Source organism: Arthrobacter sp. NicSoilB8 (assembly GCF_019977355.1).
Lineage (GTDB): Bacteria > Actinomycetota > Actinomycetes > Actinomycetales > Micrococcaceae > Arthrobacter.
The window spans coordinates 2,585,305-2,601,440 of the sequence record NZ_AP024655.1 but is presented as its reverse complement, the minus strand read 5'-3'; the positions used below and the strand labels follow the sequence as shown (position 1 = coordinate 2,601,440).

Here is a 16,136-nt window from a genome sequence, read left to right as displayed (position 1 = left end):
AACTCCACAGATCAAAGGACTCAAGACCATGCCGACAACTACCGAAACCCGACTCGAATTCCGTAAGCTGGGCTCGCGCATCGGCGCCGAGATCCGGGGCCTGGACCTCGGCGGGGACCTCAGCGACGCCACCGTCGCCCGGATCCGCGAGGCCCTGAATATCCATAAGGCCCTGGTTTTCCGGGACGCCAACGTCCACGACGACGACGCCCAGGTCCGCTTTGCCAGCCGTTTTGGCCCGCTCACCCAGGCGCACCCCACCGTGGCGTCCGTCGACGGCAAACCGGCCGTCCTGCCGGTGGACAGCGAAAACGGGAGCGCCAACACCTGGCACACGGACGTCACGTTCGTGGTGAACCCGCCGCAGGCCTCCACCCTGCGCAGCATCACCCTCCCGGCCTACGGCGGGGAGACCCTGATCGCCTCCTCCGCCGGCGCCTACGCCGATCTGCCAGAGGAGCTGCGGAACTTCGCGGACACGCTGTGGGCCATCCACACCAATGACTACGACTACTCGGTGCCGAAAAACCTGGAACACGCCAACGCCGAGGAGCGCCGCGCGGAGTTCACCCGGCTTAAGTTCGAAACCGCCCACCCGGTGGTCCGGGTCCATCCTCTGACCGGGGAACGGGGCCTGTTCATCGGCGGGTTCGCCCAGAGGCTGCGCATTGTGGGGCTGTCCAACACCGAATCGAAGGACATTCTGCGGCTGCTGCAGGCCTACGTCACGCGCCCGGAGAACGTGGTCCGGGTGAACTGGGAACCGGACCAGCTGGTGCTCTTCGACAACCGCATTACGCAGCACTACGCCCCGGGCAACTATGACGGCCAGCCCCGCCAGCTGAACCGGGTCACCGTCGCCGGTGATGTCCCGCGGGGCATCGACGGGCGCAGCAGCACCTCCCTCCAGGGCGACTCCTCCACGTATTCCGAGACGGTCGTTCTGCCCGAAGACGTGGCCGGAGTCCGGCTGTGAGCGGCGCGCGGCAGCTGCATCTGAACGCGTTCCTCATGAGCACCGGGCACCACGAAGCCTCGTGGCGGCTGCCTGAAAGCGACAGCTTCGCCGGTACGGACATCGCCCACTTCCAGCGGCTGGCCCGGACGGCGGAGCGCGGAACGTTGGATTCCATCTTCTTCGCGGACTCACCGGTGCTGCACGGCGACGTCGGCCAGCGCCCCTACGGCACTCTCGAGCCGACCGTCCTGCTCGCCGCGATCGCCGCTGTCACCGAACGCATCGGGTTGATCGCGACAGCCTCCACCACCTACAACGACCCCTATAACCTGGCCCGGCGGTTCGCCTCTGTGGACCACATCAGCGGCGGCCGGACCGGTTGGAACGTCGTCACTACCGCCGGGGACGCCGCCGCGCGGAACTTCTCGCTGCAGGACCAGCCGGCCCACGCCCGGAGGTACGAGCGGGCCGCGGAATTCCTCGACGTGGCGAGAAAGCTTTGGGACAGCTGGGAAGACGACGCTCCCCTCGGGGACAAGGACGCCGGCATCTGGGGAGACAGCAGCCGCGTGCACCCGGTCAACCATGCCGGCACGTACTTCAGCGTCCTGGGGCCGTTGGACGTGCCGCGCTCGGCCCAGGGTCACCCCGTGATTGTCCAGGCCGGGTCCTCGGAGGATGGCAAGGACTTCGCCGCCCGCTACGCCGAAGCGGTGTTCACCGCCCAGCAGACCCTGCCCGACGCGCAGCGCTTCTACGCCGACCTGAAGCAGAGAACCGCTGCCGCCGGCCGGGACCCGGAAACCATCAAGGTGCTCCCGGGCATTGTTCCGGTCATCGGTTCCACCGAGGCCGAAGCCCGGCGGCTGGAGAGGGAACTCGACGCGCTCATCCACCCCGAGCACGCCAAACGGCAGCTCGCCGGGGTGCTGAAGGTCGCGCCGGAATCGCTGGCCCTGGACGCAGAGCTGCCGGAGGACCTGCCCTCGGAGGACGAAATCGAAGGTGCCAAGAGCCGGTACACCTTGATCGTGGACCTCGCCCGGCGCGAACGCCTGACCGTCCGCGAGCTCATCGGCAGGCTCGGCGGCGGCCGCGGACACCGCACCTTCTCCGGCACCCCCGAGTAGGTGGCCGACGCGATCCAGGAATGGTTCGAGGCCGGGGCGGCGGACGGTTTCAACATCATGCCGCCGGTGCTCCCGTCCGGCTTGGATGCCTTCGTGGACCATGTCATTCCGATCCTGCGGGACCGCGGACTCTTCCGGCGCGAATACACCGGCCGGACCCTCCGCGAACACTACGGGCTGCCCCGGCCGGCCAACGCCTTCGGCCGGGCAGCCCGGTCCAGCCAGGCCGGCACGGTCGGTGCGCGGAGAGGGGGCCTGCTGGTCTCCGAACGATGAATTGACTGCCACCGGCCCTGCACATGACGGGAAGCCCCGGACAGCACTAGCTGTCCGGGGCTTCTACGCGCCGTTTTCCGGCAGGTGTATCGTCGCGTTCCGGGCAGAGCGGCGTCGGAAAACGTGGTCATGACAGCGGGCCGCCGCCGTTCACGGACAGCCGGCGGAGGACGCCGACCAGTGGATATGCGCCGGTACCCGCGGCAATGGTGTACGTTGGCTTCCCGTCAGAACAAATCATGAGGAATGAGAGTCACCGCAGTGGCAACCGATTACGACGAAGTCCGATCCGACGTCAAAGAGTCGCAGGACAATTCCCTGCAGGCGCTGCAATCCGCCAACGCCCCGGACGCGCACAGCGTTGTCCGTGAACTCGATGAAGCTGATGCCTTCGATGATGCGCTCGTCCCGGGCGGGGAATTTGTCGCCGAGGAACTCGTTGTACAGGTCATCCCGCAGGCGCAGGACGAATTCATCTGCTATTCCTGTTTCCTGGTCCGGCACCGCTCCCAATTGGCACGGGAAAAGAACGGCCACGCTTACTGCACCGAATGTGAAGGCTAGGACCGTGGCCTCCCGCGTGTCCGGCACCGGAGCGCCATCCCACAGCACTCGAGGTCAGCGCATCACACACGTCCCCGGCGGGTCCGACTAATCCATGCTCCGCGTGAAACGCCTTGCTGTGCTTGGCCTGTTCGCATTCTGCGTCATCACCGGATTCTTGTTTTGGGCTCTCCGGGTGGCCGGCGCCGAGACCCGCGGGGCGCTGCCCGCACCGCCGCGAGCGGAGGCGAAAATCGGCATGCTGCCCGCGAACATCACCTCCGCCGTGAACATCACGCGGAGCACCGATGCCCAGTGGCTCACCCATGCCGCAACGCAGACCGGCATCCCTGCCCGTGCGCTCCAGGCCTATGTGGCGGCGGCCGGGGCGGCCGACAGTTCCGCTCCGACGTGCGGGATCGGCTGGAACACGGTGGCAGCCATCGGCTACGTCGAGTCCGGCCACGGAACTCACGGCGGAGGGAGCCTGACCGCCGCCGGCCAGGCGAGCCGGCCGATTGTCGGCCCGAGCCTCGACGGCGACGGGTTTGCCGCCATCGCTGATACGGATGCCGGCGCCCTGGACGGCGACGCCCAATGGGACCACGCCGTCGGGCCGATGCAGTTCATTCCCTCCACGTGGCGGCTCTACGGGCGTGACGGGAACGGCGACGGGAAGGCCGACCCGTTTAATATCGACGACGCGGCGCTGACTGCCGCCTCGTACCTTTGCGCCCACGGCCGTGACCTCACGAGCTCACAAGGCTGGGCTGACGCCATCTACTCCTACAATCAGTCCGAAACGTACGTGAACCAGGTACGCGACAGGGCCACCGCCTACGCCGCGCAGTCTGGGCCGGCCGGCTGATTCCCCGGTGATGCGTCCCTGGTGACGGGGAACTCTCCGCCGGGAGGGGAGCAGGGCGCGTCAGCCGTTCTCGGCGACAGTTTCGCTGTTGGCCGGCGTGTGAGGTGGCCGGTCACCGGTGGTGGCGTACCGGCGCAGCCGTGCCGGCCCGGCGTCCCGGCTCCCGGAGTCGGCCGTCACGTCCGCACCGGAGCCGGTCCGGGCCAGGCCGCGGGATTCACTGTGAGTCTGCAGGCCGCCCTCGCGCTGGTAGTGCCGGTATAGCCGGTCCTGTTCGTCGGACTCGAGTTCGCTATCAGGTTCGATGCGCGGCGCGTCCTTGACGAGGGTCTTGCTGTACGGGATGACGAGATTCGAGCCCTCGATCCGGGCACCCTCGAGCGGGAAGAAGGACTCGTGGGTGCCGAAGAGGCCGGTGGCCACGGTCACCCAGCCGGGCCGGTCTGTGGCATCGTCCACGTAGATTTGGCCGATGCCGCCGATTGTCTCTCCGTCGACGCCGATGACGTTGCCCTTGCTCTGGATCAGGCCGTCAATGTCTTCCCTGTTGATCATGATCGTGCTTCCTTCGATGCCGGAGGGCCGGGCTTTCGTGGCTGCCGCTTTGGCCTCGTCGCCTGGAGCCGGACGGGCGGCTGAGGACTCTCCGTCCCGGATGGCATCCGGGATACCCGCCCAAGAGCGCCCCAACGCGTCGCCTGGTCGTAACCGACCGGTGACAGGTCGACGTCGGCGTCGCGGGCGGGGACGTCGGTCACTGCAGCCCCGGAGAGCCGGGCTTTCGTGGCTGCCACGTTGCCCAGACTCTCCCCGTGCCGGACCAGCACCAATTCGACCGTTCCCGGCGCGGGTGGTTTGTGCCGGTTATCGCCCATGACGGCCGCCTTGCCGTAGGACGCATTCATCGCCTTGCACTCCGCGTCTTTCGGTCGGTGGCGCCTATGCCCTGGTTCTGCGGCCTGCTACTGCGCCATAAATGAGGAGCACTATGACTGCGCCCAGGATCGAGAGGAGCCAGGTCCTCAGATCAAAGAAGTCGCCGAGGCCTCCGCCGAAGACCAACGAACCGATCCAGCCGCCGAGGATTGCTCCCACGACGCCGAGAACCAGGGTGATCACCCAGCCGCCTCCCTGTGTGCCGGGAAGAATTGCCTTGGCGATGGCTCCTGCGATGAGCCCGAGAATGAGAAAAGCGAGAATCCCCATGTCTGTACTTCCTTTCGGTGGACCGGTCGTGGAATGCGGCCGTAACCACGATTTAATCAGCAGGCTTAGTAGTATGCAATACCCGACCTTCAAAGCCGGCGAAGCCGGTGACTGCGGTTCCGGGAGCCTGGCATGCCTGCTCCTTCCGGCGAGAATGTTAGCGCGCCGCGATGAGCGCCCGCGGGGCCGCCTGTTTCATCCGGGGGCAGGGCCGGCAGCGTCGCGGGGCGGGAGGAGGTGATGGAAGTCCGGCTGAGGACGGCTTCTTGACGGACGAATGCGGAAAGTTCTAAATTCGGGATGGGCGGAGCCCGGCTTCGGACGGGTGGCCCCCGTTACGCTGTTGCAGTGCGGCGTTCGAAACGTCTCTTTGCAGGGGATTAAAATGACGACTTTGGCACTCGATGAGTTCCTTGGCGCATGCGTCCAATCCGTCCCGGAGGAGCCGGGCCTAACCATGGACGAGCTCTACGGACTGTATGTCAGCTGGTGCACCCTCACAGGCCGGCAGCCGGCGCCGGACAGGAGCTTCAGGAAAAGCCTGGCAGGTGCGGGGATTGGTCCCGCGCAGGGCACCGGCAGATGTACGGGCCTGGCGATGACCGGCCCGGCGGCGTCTGACTATCTGGTGCACTGTGAGCTTCCGCTGTTGGCGCTTGACGGGCCTCCGGACGGCGCGGAAGCCGAGCCGGCAGGTGCCGCGTGGTCTGTGCCACCCGCCGGATCGTGGAATCCGGCGGCTTGAACTTCCTCATCGGTGCCGGAGCGGAGGGGAAATCGCCATGAAGAAGAAATCAGCGGCCGGGGTGTACCTGGAGACCGCTCGTGGGCGCCTATCTGTACGCTCATCTGACGGCCGCGACGGCGGGGGAGCGCCTGTTCGAGCAGGCACGAAGTCATGGCGGGGCACCCCGTTGCCAACTGGAGCTTGAGTCGCTGATCTTAGCCGTCATCGGAAAACTCTTGCTCTGGAAGACGCTGCGGGTTTTGTCACGAGGCAGTTGGCAGCCCGCCACCAGCGGTCCATCAGGGCCAACTCTTCATCGACAGCCGGGGTGCCCGGTTGGTGATCCGAGGCGGATCCTTTCCGGCGAATTGGCGGGCCCTGATCCGGGTGCGTCATTGTTCGGTACTTCGCTTCGTCGGGACTTGTTTGCGGCATGGTCAGTGAGCCTGGCAGCACACCTTCAGCCTTCCGGGGCAACACGGGCAGCCCCTGTCATTCCGTGGCTTCCGGCCTAGTCCTTGTCGAGCTCCTTGAGGAGGGACTTCGCTGCTCTGGCGATTTCGTCGTGGTCGTTTTGAGCGGCACGGCTTTCGATGGCCAGGATCGCGCAGCGGTGCAGCCGCCGGAAATCCCCGAAGGGAAAGCTGTAGCGTCCCTTCGTCTCGGGGGTCTTCTCACTGTCTTCCCCCAGATGCCACGTGCCGTATGCCGCGTAGCCGTGCTTGTCGATGAAGGCGTTTTCCTGTTCGGTGTCCGGGGCATGCTCGCTCCAGTCGTCACGGGTATCGCGTGCAGTCCTGGAGTCCTTGATCAGCTGCCGGGCATGCCGCAGCGCCGCATCATTGATCTTGATTGTCATAGGGGTGGCCTCCGCCCTGTGGTTCCGTCAGGTCACGCAGTTCTCGGGTGCGTCCGATGACCGGCTGCCACCGCCGGCTACGAGGACTTTTCGTGGCGGCGGTCCGGCCCTGTGCCGGTCTCAGGTTGTTCTACGCTGCCCGATGGTACAACCGCCGGGGTTGCCGCACCAGCACTTTGTCGTGGCTGGTTGGGGAGAGCCGGCCGGGCCAGCAGCTGCCGGGTAAGCGCGCTGTCTGCTCTCAGGGCAGAATGGAAGGCATGACCCTCACGACGTTCGCCCTCGTCCGCCACGGCCAGACCGACTGGAACGCGCAGCGCCGGCTGCAGGGATCCACCGACATTCCGCTGAACGACGTCGGCCGCGGTCAGGCGCGTGACGCCGTCGCCCTGCTGTCTGAGGGCATGTGGGATGCGATCGTATCCTCGCCGCTGAGCCGTGCCGCGGAAACCGCCGACCTGATTGCCGCCGGTCTCGGACTCACCGTGACCCGGCGCGTGCCGGAACTCACCGAGCGTAGCTTCGGACCCGCGGAAGGCCTGCAGGCCGGTCCCGAACTGGAGGCACTGCGCATCCCCGGCGGTTTCCGCGGCGCGGAAAGCGACGATGAGGCGGCCAATCGAGGGTTGGCCGCTCTGGAAGGGCTGGCCGGGGAATTCCCCGGCGGTCGCGTCCTGGTTGTGGCCCACGGCACGCTCCTCCGCGTGAGCCTGAGCCGCGCCATCGGCCGCACCCTGGACAGTATCGAGAACGCCGCGCTCAACCTGGCCCACCACCATCCCGTTGACGGCTGGCAGCTCGAATACTTCAACGGCGAGCGGGTCCTGGCAGACGTCCAAGGCTGACGTGGCCCGCCTAACCGAGGAAAGTCGTTGAGCATTGAGACTTACGAGGCCAACCGCTCGCCTGCTTTGTGATCCGCTGCCGGGCTGGAGGTCCGCAGCGCCGGGGCGCACCAAGACGCTTCAGGGGCAAAAGACATCGACTGGTGGCCGGAGGCACGGGGCCGCTTTGCGCAGACAATAGACAACTTTCCCTTGCGCCAATACCCAGCTTCGACGTTCGTCACCGGCGTGAATGGTGGCTATGACGTCGATGTTCGGCAACTCGCTTCCGACGGCGACAAGGTGATCGGCCGAGTCGTGGGTGCAGCTGACGGGAATCTCGCTTTTACGGCTAACGCCAATCAGGTGCTTGACGAGCAGACAAGGCCTACACCGAATTCTTGTCGGCAGCGCGCCAATTCATCAGCGGCCGCCGCTTCGGGGCGACATTTCATGTCCAACGAACGGCAAGCCAGCCCGGGAGCGAAGACCTTGCTGCGGCGGCGCCCGTGCTCTAGCGTGTGGACTCAGGCCAACATGGGCCTGCGCAACTGGGGGAGGGGCGTCATGGCTGAAATCAACGCGGTGCTGGCAGGACTGACGGCGGCAGAACTCGAGGAGATCACTGCTTTGGGACCGAACGGACATCTCGGTCGGCATCTGATCGACGCTCTCGACCGCGCTGCCGGAGGGCCCGACGCCGGACGCGGGTTCTACGTGCTGGACGGCACGGTCAACGGCAATGGCGGACAGTTCCATGTTCTCCGCAATGACGTGAGCGACCGCATCTTTAAGGCCCGGGCAGCCGACGGCTAGGCTGTTTGGCTGATTGACGCCACGGCCGAGGCTGCCTGCAGCGCGTGGTCGTACAATCGGGCATACGGACGGCAGGTCGCATCTGGATACAGCGACTTCGGCAAAGTCAAAGGAGCTTCAATGAAACTGACGACATTGGCGTGGACGGCGGCGTCGACCGTTGCCACGGCGGCGGCCGGGGGAGTCGCGACCGATCCTGGCAGCAGCTGGTACCAGCGGTTGCGCAAACCAGACTGGCAGCCGCCCACCATTGCCTTTCCCGTCGTGTGGACGGCCCTCTACGCGGATCTCGCCGTGAGTTCCGCCGTAGCGCTGGACAGCGACGTTGCCCCCGACGCCCCGAGCAGCCAGGCCCGGCGTCAGGAGGTAGCCGCCTACCGGGGTGCCTTGGCGGTGAATCTCGTACTCAATGCCTCTTGGAGCTGGCTTTTCTGGCGTGCCCGGCGACCCTGGCTGGCTGCAGCGGAGTGCGCCGTGCTGACAGTGAGTAGCGCAGACCTGGTGCGGCGCACGTACAAACTGAACCGCGGCGCCGGCGTGTCTCTCGCTCCCTACGCACTGTGGTGCGGATTCGCTACCGCCTTGTCTACTGCGGTCGCAAAACTCAACCCCGGAACCGCAGCGAACTGATCTGACCGCATCCTCCGGCCCCGCACCGGCGGTGGCGAAGCGGTCCCGGCATGTGGTGAGCGGGTTATGCCGATGCCGCGTCCAGCGGAGCTCCTCGACCAGACCGACGATGATGCCCTCGGGACCGCGGACGTAACAGGACCGGGCCTCGGCTGACGATTGCTTCGGGGGAGTGGGGCCCCGAAGTCAGCTCGGCGTAGATTCAGCGCATGAGCCTCCGTGGACGTCGCCGGATGAAGTCCGCCCTGTGGGCCCTGGTCGTACTGGTATCCATCGCACTCACCCTGTGGGGGCTCTGGCTGACGCTCTTCCTTTTCGGATACCAGGACGCTCTTGACCGGGAGATGGCTGGCCATGACCTGATCCTGCTGGGAGCGGTGGCCTCGGCCGCTGCAGCTACCTGGGCGCGCTTGGGCCACCACGGGTGGCCGGTGACGCTGGCCGTTGCCGCTCCGGCGCTGCTGGTCGGCCTCACGGATCTCGCGGCGGGCGGAAGCCTGTTGCCTCACCTTGGTGGCCTCGTAGCTGTTCCCGCAGCGTTCACCGGATTGCTCGTTGGTTTGTTCGGGGCGCCCGGAGCAGAGTTTTCCGAAGCCGAAGGGAACCGCCATGTGTGAGTGACATGTAGAAAATCAGACCCTTAGAAGCATGGGTGGAGCTGCCTAAGAATGGCTGGTGGCGTTCATTGGTGGGCGGCCGGCCCTTGACCAAGACCATGCATCGCCCGCGACACTGTTCCGTAGAGGGAGTTGGCCTGGTGCCAGTGATATTGCATCAGATGCTATCGGAACACTTCTACTTGACATAATGTTGATTATCGGCGTTCTATATTCAGTCGATAGGGGTTGATTATCTGTCCGGGGGTCCCGCCGGGCGGCACATGTCGCTGAGCAGGAAAACAACTGCGACGAGCCGGCATCACGGCAACTACCTGGCGATCGGATTCATCGTGGCGACATCGCCGGCCGCGGCGCATCGCCCCGTGACGCAGCACGGCTGACGCCTGGACACGACGAATGGCCAGGCGTCAGCAACCTTAGGAACGTGCACCGAAGTTGGCGCAGACCAAAGATTCCGAGACGCACCTGCGTGTGCCCGCAGATTCTGAGGAACTTTCGCAGAGTCCGCGGGCGGAACACATGGTGACGTCTACCGGCTGAATCCGGACGTCCGCCGCTGCCGCCGGCGGGGCAGGTATTCCAGGCGAGGCCCGCGTGCCCGCAGCGTCGGGGTCCGTCACTCCCCCAAGCCGGCTGCGTCAGATGCCGCATCCCCACTGCGCGGTGACGCCGTGGGGGCAGATGGCGCAGTGCTCCAGCCGCTCACCCTCAACGAACAACGGCCAGACTGATCAACTCGGCGCCGTCACAGTCGGCAAACAGACCCAGCCGTGCACTGGATTCCGCGGCGAACACCTGGTCCGTAATGGTAGCGGCGCCGTCCTGCGCGAAGACTTCCACGGAGCAGCGGTCCAGGAAGATCCGCAGCCGCAGTCTGCCGTCCTCCAGCGGGACGGTCACGCGTTCCACCGACGCGAACGATTCGTGGAAGTCCGTGTTGCCGCATGTTGTCCGGTCCAGGCTGAGCACGCCTGTGGCGGAATCGTAGGCAAGTACCGTCTGTTCGGCGCCGCCTGCCCGGAGCAGGAGGCCCACTTCTCCGGCGGCCCCGGGCTCGAATTCGGCGTCGATCCGCAGAACATCGCCGGAAGCCTCGGCCGGGAGCCAGTGCGTTCCGGCAGCAAGGGGCCGTCTGGCCTCGCTGTAGATTGTGGCCCCGCCGTTTTCAAAGGGGTCCACGGCGGCCTGCATCAGCACGACGCGGCCGGCCCGCGTGGCCAGCCTGACCTCCCGCACCAGGGTCAGTGCACCGCGCCAGCCGCTGGTCGGGGTGACGCCGCCGTACTGCCAGTTGTTCATCCAGCCGATCATGAGCCGGCGTCCGTCCGGGGAATTGCTGAAGGAGACGGCCGCGTAGTAGTCCCGTCCCCAGTCCAGCCAGCCGTACTCGACCATACGGCTGTCATCCTGCTGGAGCCCCTCGGTGACGGTGCTCTCGGAAACGAATGTGACGCCGTCGAACGTTCCAAGGAAGTACTGGCCGGCGGAACCGCCGGCGATTCCGCCGGGGTTCAGGTTTACCACCAGGACCCACTTGGTAGTTCCGGGATCGTCGTCCACCGGAAGCTCAAACAGGTCCGGGCATTCCCACACTCCCCCGGTGGCGTTCGCCGGGCCGAACGTGCTCAGATACTCCCAGGACTTGAGGTCGGCGGACTTGTACAGGACGACTTCCCGGTCCAGCGCTTCGACGGCAACCATCACCCAGTAGTTGCCGGCGGTGCCGTCGTACCAGAAGACCTTGGGGTCGCGGAATTCGGCGGAACCGCGATCCGCCACGGGGTTCCCGGAGTACTTTGTCCAGCTGGCGCCGTCGTCGGTGCTGTAGGCGAGGGACTGCGCCTGCCGGCCACCTAAAGGGGATGCGGGCGAATAGGCGCTGGTGTAGATGGCCACGAGCGGCGGGTTGTCCGGCGTGCCGAAACCGCTCGTGTTGTTCCGGTCCAGCACGGCCGAGCCGGAAAAGATGGCTTCCTGCTCGTCGCAGACGATGGCTACGGGCTGTTCGTCCCAATGCAGCAGGTCCGCGGAGGTGGCGTGCCCCCAGGACATGTTGCCCCACTCGTTTCCAGACGGGTTGTGCTGGTAGAAGAGGTGGTAGGTGCCGTTTGCGTAAATCAGTCCGTTGGGATCGTTCAGCCAGTTGCGGTCCGCCGTGTAGTGGTGCTGCGGCCGGTACTGGCAGTGGAGCACCGTGGGGGTTGTCATGGGATTGCTGTCTGCTTTCAAGATGGGGCCGGAACGGCGGGGCTAGCCCTTGACGCCGCTGGACGCAATGCTGTTGATGAAGGAGCGCTGGAAGGCGACGAAGAGGACCACCACGGGAACCGTGATGAGGGATGCGTACGCCATCACCTCGCCCCAGGAGACGTTGAGCTGGAAGAAGTACTGGATGCCGATCATGACCGGGCGGAGCTCTTCGGACTGGACCACCATGAGCGGCCACAGGTAGGAGTTCCAGGCTGGCAGGAACGTCAGGATCGCGACCGTGGCCGTGGCCGGGCCAGCCAACGGCATGACCACCTGGCGGTAGATCCTGAACCAGCCCGCGCCGTCGATCCGGGCGGCCTCGTCCAGCTCTTTGGGAATGGATTCAAAGTACTGGTGGTACAGGTAGATGGAGAACGCATTGGCGATGAACGGAATGATCTGGACCTGGTAGGTGTCCAGCCAGCCCTTTGAGACCTCGAGGCTGAAGCCGTTGAGCTCGAAGTACGGCAGCTGGTTGACCCACCAGACCAGAGGCAGGGCCAGGGTCTGGAACGGCACGATCAGCGTGGCCAGGATGACCGTGAACACCACCCGTTTGCCGCGCACTTCCATGCGGGACAGCGCGAACGCGCAGAGGCTGTTGATAAAGATGCCCAGGACCACCGTGACGGCGGAAATGCCGATGGAGTTGACTAGGAACCGGGCGGCCGGGACCCGGTCGAACACCGCAGCATAGTTGTCAAAGGAGACGTTCCCTACCGGCAGGAACGCAGCCACGGAGGACATGTCCCCAAAGATCTGGGTGTCCGGCTTGAGCGAGGAGACCAGCATGAAGACAATCGGGAACGCGGCGACGGCGGCGAACAGGATCCGCACCAGCATGGTTGCCGCGCTGTTGAGTCGAACAGAATTCTTCATGTCAGTCCTTCTCTCGGGTGAGGTAGCGCTGCACCGCGGAAATGAGCAGCACCAGGAAGAAGAAAACCAGCGAGATCGCGGAGGCGTAGGAGGTTTCCTGCTGCTTGAAGCCGGAGCGGACGGCCTCGTAGATGATGGTGGTGGTGGAGTCCAGGGGGCCGCCCTGGGTCATGACGCTGACCTGGTCGAAGAGGCCAAGAGCCTGGATGGTGATGGTCACCAGGACAAGACTGCGGGTGTGCTTCAGGCCCGGCCAGGTGACGTACCGGAACTGGTGCCAGCGGCTCGCGCCGTCCAGTTGGGCTGCCTCGTACAGTTCACCGGAGATGCTCTGCAGGCCGGCGAGCCAGATGATCATGTGGAACCCGGCCGCCTGCCAGATCGACAGCGCGATAATGGCTGGCATGGCCGTGGCGGGGTCATTGAGCCAGTCGGCACCCTGGATGAGGCCGAAACTGAAGGTCGACAGCAGTTCGTTGATCAGACCGTCCTTGCGGTACATGAACAGCCACAGCAGGGAGACCACCACCATGGATGTGACAACGGGCAGGAAGTAGACGGTGCGGAAGAAGTTCACGCCGCGGAATTTCTTGTTGATTAGCAGAGCCATGGCCAGGGCCAGGGCCGACTGCACCGGGACCACCACCACGGCGAAATACGTGACGTTCAGCAGTGAGCGCCAGAAGGCGGGATCCGCGAACAGCCGGGCAAAGTTGTCTGTGCCGACGAACTCCACCGGGCGGGGCGAGATGAGCCGGGCGTTGGTGAACGCCAGGCCAAAGCCCAGGATGGCCGGCAGGAACACAAAGACCAGCAGCAGTACCGCTGCGGGGGCGATCATGCCCCAGCCGCTGATCTGTTCGCGCAGGAAGCCTGCCCGGCGGCGGTGCGGCGGGGCCGGCAGCGGCCGGGGCGCCGGCGCGGCGGTGGGGCGGGGACGGGTGGGAAGTGGGCTGGTTGTCATGGGATTCTCCGTTGACCTGCAGCACCGGGTGGACGACGACGGCGGAACTCCCCCGCCGTCGTCGTCCTCCGCGGAGGGCTGCTAGTTCTTGTAGCCGCCGTTGGACTTGATGTTGGCGTCGATGGCTTTGACGGCCTTGTCCAGGGCCGCCTGGGGGTCGGCGCCTGCCAGGACGTCCTGGACGACCTTGCCGTATTCGGTGGCGATGAACGGGTAGGCCGGTGTCTCGGGACGCATCACCGCGTACTGGCGGGAGAAGTCCATGAAGATCCGGTTGGTGCCGCCCTTGGCGAACGACGGGACCAGGGCCGCGGCCTCATCCGTCGCCGGGATGGTGCCCGTGGCCTTGGCAACTGCGGCCAAGTTTTCCGGCTTCAGGGAGTAGGAGAGGTAGTCCATGGCGGCGTCGGTGTTGGCGCAGCCCTGCGTGACGCCCCACTGCCAGGAGGCGCCGCCGATCTTGGGGCCGTTGCCGAGGTCCACCGTGGGCATGACCACCAGGTCGTCGCCGAGGGCCGCCCGGGCTTTGTCCGCGGCCCAGGAGCCGGTGTACAGCACACCGCTCTTGTTGTTCAGAAAGTCCTGCGTGGAGTCCTTGCCGCTCTTGGTGGCCATGAACCCCTGGTCGGCCAGTCCGCGGAACCACTTGGCCCACTCCACTGCCTTGTCCCCGTTGAGGACACCGTCCGCGCTCTGGAAGCCGTTGCGGTTGATGAGGTCGGCGCCGAAGGACTGCAGGAACGGCGAGTAACCGTAGGGCAGCCATTCGCCGCTGCCGGCGGTCCCCATGTCCAGCGGGTACTCCCACTTGCCCAGGGCCTTGAGCTTGGTCAGCGCGTCCTGGAACTCCTCCTTGGTCCACGGCTGCTCGATTGTTGCAACGCGCACACCGGCTGCCTTGAGATCCGAAGCGCGTGCAAGCATGGCCAGGGCCACGTCGTAATACCCAACCGCGTAGGTTTGGCCCTCCCACTTGGCCACGGTGCTGGGCAGGTGGGCGGAAAGGTCGGTCGTGAGCTTGAGCGGGGTCAGGTACTTGGCCCACGCCCAGTTGGGGACGTTGGGTCCGTCGATATCGACGATGCAGGGAAGTTTGCCGGCGGCGGCCGCAGAGACCACGGAATCGTTGTAGGACTCCTGCGGAAACGCCTGCACCTTGATCTTGGCCTTGGCGCCGCTGCTCTTGTTGTAGGAGTCCACGATGCCCTGGATCGAAGCCAGCTCTTCAGGGTTGCCGGCATTGTGGGTCCACATGGTGATCTCCTTGGTGCCCTCGGACGTGGCTGAGGCACTCCCCTTGCCGCACGCGCCCAGGCTGCCGATCAGAGCGGCCGCCGTTATGCTGGTGGCCAGGATTCGGGTGAATCGCTTGTTCATGAGTGAGTCTTTCTGCTTATTTTGTACGCGGATGATTAGCCCGGGTCCTTTGGGGGCGCGGCCGGTGCAACGGCTGCGCCCCTCTTTTGCGAGGCACGGGATGTGTTGTGAAGTCTTTTTAGGTGCGGGTCCAATTGCCCAAGGCTGTTGTGCCTGCGACAACCTCAGGCCGGGGGCGGACCGACGGACCCTCGCTCAATGAGCGGGCAGGAAAACATCTCCTGGACGGCTGCCGACTCGGGGCCTTCGATGTCGTCTAGGAGCCGGGTGACGGCCCACCGCCCCATCTCATAGTGCGGAAGCGCCACCGTGGTGAGTCCGGGCCAGAGTGCGGCGGCGATCAGCTCCAGGTTATCCGTGCCGACAACGGACAGGTCATCGGGAATGCGGAGCCCCAGCGTGGCAGCGCTCTGGTAGGCGCCCATGGCCACCCGGTCGCTGAAACAGAACAGTGCAGTCGGTCGGTCCGGACGCTGGAGCAACCGGAGCGCAGCTTCCCTCCCGCCCGCAGTATCAGCCACACCGGAGGTCACGAGTTCAGCATTGAACTGGAGGCCGTGCCGGGCCAGCGCGTTCCGGTAGCCCCGCAGCCGTCCGTGGGTTGCCGGGATGTCGTCAACGTTGCCAAGCATCCCGATCCTGGTATGGCCAGCTTTGACGAGGGCTTCCACTGCCGTTTCCGCCGCGGCAACTTCGTCAGGGACCACCGAAGAGATGGACGGGTCTGCGGTAACGGCGTCGAGGAGGACTGTGGGCACCGTGCCCAGTTCCTCCGGAAGGCTGACGCCCTGGTGGTACATCCTCGCGAAGACGATTCCATCAACCTGGTGCTGCTGCAACGTACGGATTTCGCGGCTTTCCAGTTCGGGGTCGAGGCCTGAGTTGACCACCATGACGACGTAGCCGCGCTCGTAGGCGGCATCCTGGGCGCCCTTGATCATGGCTCCGGCGAACGGCGTGGTGGTGATTTCGTCGCTGACGAGGCCCAGGATCTGCGAACGATGGTTGCGCAGTCCGCTGGCGAGCCGGTTGGGCGCGTAGCCAAGGTCCTTGGCAACGGCCCGGATGTGTTCCCGGGTTTCCGTTTTGACCCGGGTGCCGCCGGCGGGGTTGAGGGCGTGGGACACCGTGGTCACGGAGACCCCGGCAGCTTTCGCTACGTCCCTTATCCCGACTTTCGTCACCATTGACTCCCTTTGCAAAACGTTT

The 16,136-nt window shown here is 65.5% G+C and carries 15 protein-coding genes and 2 pseudogenes; 8 read left to right on the top strand and 9 right to left on the bottom strand.

The window, feature by feature from the left end; translation table 11 throughout:
* The first annotated feature begins 28 nt into the window (after nt 1-28).
* The 4 genes and pseudogenes from LDO15_RS11665 (at nt 29) to LDO15_RS11650 (ending at nt 3,775) form a co-directional block, all read left to right on the top strand.
* Nucleotides 29-976 carry a TauD/TfdA family dioxygenase gene (locus LDO15_RS11665; protein ID WP_223978993.1) on the top strand — a complete coding sequence of 316 codons (948 nt, stop codon included), beginning with the start codon at nt 29-31 and terminating at the stop codon, nt 974-976.
* A gap of 35 nt (nt 977-1,011) precedes the next feature.
* Nucleotides 1,012-2,364: pseudogene (locus tag LDO15_RS11660) on the top strand (LLM class flavin-dependent oxidoreductase).
* Nucleotides 2,365-2,625: 261 nt separating this feature from the next.
* Nucleotides 2,626-2,928, top strand: a complete 303-nt coding sequence (locus LDO15_RS11655) for a DUF4193 domain-containing protein (RefSeq protein ID WP_223987300.1) — start codon at nt 2,626-2,628, stop codon at nt 2,926-2,928.
* A gap of 94 nt (nt 2,929-3,022) precedes the next feature.
* Nucleotides 3,023-3,775 (top strand): lytic transglycosylase domain-containing protein, encoded by a 753-nt coding sequence (locus LDO15_RS11650; RefSeq protein ID WP_223978992.1) that lies wholly within the window; start codon nt 3,023-3,025, stop codon nt 3,773-3,775.
* 60 nt (nt 3,776-3,835) lie between these two features.
* On the opposite strand, the gene LDO15_RS11645 is transcribed toward LDO15_RS11650, so the two are convergent.
* From LDO15_RS11645 to LDO15_RS11630, 4 genes and pseudogenes are all read right to left on the bottom strand, one after another.
* The gene (locus LDO15_RS11645) at nt 3,836-4,330 is read right to left on the bottom strand and encodes a PRC-barrel domain-containing protein (protein ID WP_223978990.1); all 495 of its coding nucleotides are present in this window, start codon (nt 4,328-4,330) and stop codon (nt 3,836-3,838) included.
* 110 nt (nt 4,331-4,440) lie between these two features.
* Nucleotides 4,441-4,650 (bottom strand): annotated as a pseudogene (locus LDO15_RS11640) (histidine phosphatase family protein); the annotation flags it as partial.
* A gap of 64 nt (nt 4,651-4,714) precedes the next feature.
* Nucleotides 4,715-4,981 carry a GlsB/YeaQ/YmgE family stress response membrane protein gene (locus LDO15_RS11635; RefSeq protein WP_223978988.1) on the bottom strand — a complete coding sequence of 89 codons (267 nt, stop codon included), beginning with the start codon at nt 4,979-4,981 and terminating at the stop codon, nt 4,715-4,717.
* A gap of 1,238 nt (nt 4,982-6,219) precedes the next feature.
* The gene (locus LDO15_RS11630) at nt 6,220-6,567 is read right to left on the bottom strand and encodes a hypothetical protein (RefSeq protein ID WP_223978986.1); all 348 of its coding nucleotides are present in this window, start codon (nt 6,565-6,567) and stop codon (nt 6,220-6,222) included.
* Nucleotides 6,568-6,818: 251 nt separating this feature from the next.
* Between LDO15_RS11630 and LDO15_RS11625 the strand changes: the two genes are divergently transcribed.
* The 4 genes from LDO15_RS11625 (at nt 6,819) to LDO15_RS11610 (ending at nt 9,454) form a co-directional block, all read left to right on the top strand.
* Entirely contained in the window at nt 6,819-7,412 is a 594-nt protein-coding gene (locus LDO15_RS11625; protein ID WP_223978983.1) for a histidine phosphatase family protein, read from the top strand.
* A 192-nt stretch (nt 7,413-7,604) separates the two neighbouring features.
* Nucleotides 7,605-8,207, top strand: coding sequence for a hypothetical protein (locus tag LDO15_RS11620; RefSeq protein WP_223978981.1), 603 nt, complete (start codon nt 7,605-7,607; stop codon nt 8,205-8,207).
* Between the two features lie 120 nt (nt 8,208-8,327).
* A complete protein-coding gene (locus LDO15_RS11615; RefSeq protein ID WP_223978979.1) occupies nt 8,328-8,837 on the top strand; it encodes a TspO/MBR family protein in 510 nt (169 codons plus the stop codon).
* Between the two features lie 209 nt (nt 8,838-9,046).
* Nucleotides 9,047-9,454 (top strand): hypothetical protein, encoded by a 408-nt coding sequence (locus tag LDO15_RS11610; protein ID WP_223978977.1) that lies wholly within the window; start codon nt 9,047-9,049, stop codon nt 9,452-9,454.
* 711 nt (nt 9,455-10,165) lie between these two features.
* Here LDO15_RS11610 and LDO15_RS11605 read toward each other — a convergent pair.
* From LDO15_RS11605 to LDO15_RS11585, 5 genes are all read right to left on the bottom strand, one after another.
* On the bottom strand, nt 10,166-11,665 hold the full coding sequence (locus tag LDO15_RS11605) for a glycoside hydrolase family 32 protein (RefSeq protein ID WP_223978975.1): 1,500 nt from the start codon (nt 11,663-11,665) through the stop codon (nt 10,166-10,168).
* Nucleotides 11,666-11,707: 42 nt separating this feature from the next.
* The gene (locus LDO15_RS11600; protein ID WP_223978973.1) at nt 11,708-12,586 is read right to left on the bottom strand and encodes a carbohydrate ABC transporter permease; all 879 of its coding nucleotides are present in this window, start codon (nt 12,584-12,586) and stop codon (nt 11,708-11,710) included.
* A gap of 1 nt (nt 12,587) precedes the next feature.
* On the bottom strand, nt 12,588-13,550 hold the full coding sequence (locus LDO15_RS11595; protein ID WP_223978971.1) for a sugar ABC transporter permease: 963 nt from the start codon (nt 13,548-13,550) through the stop codon (nt 12,588-12,590).
* An 81-nt stretch (nt 13,551-13,631) separates the two neighbouring features.
* Nucleotides 13,632-14,927, bottom strand: a complete 1,296-nt coding sequence (locus LDO15_RS11590) for an extracellular solute-binding protein (protein WP_223978969.1) — start codon at nt 14,925-14,927, stop codon at nt 13,632-13,634.
* Nucleotides 14,928-15,091: 164 nt separating this feature from the next.
* Complete coding sequence (locus LDO15_RS11585) at nt 15,092-16,114, bottom strand: LacI family DNA-binding transcriptional regulator (protein ID WP_223978967.1); 1,023 nt, start codon at nt 16,112-16,114, stop codon at nt 15,092-15,094.
* Nucleotides 16,115-16,136: the final 22 nt, after the last annotated feature.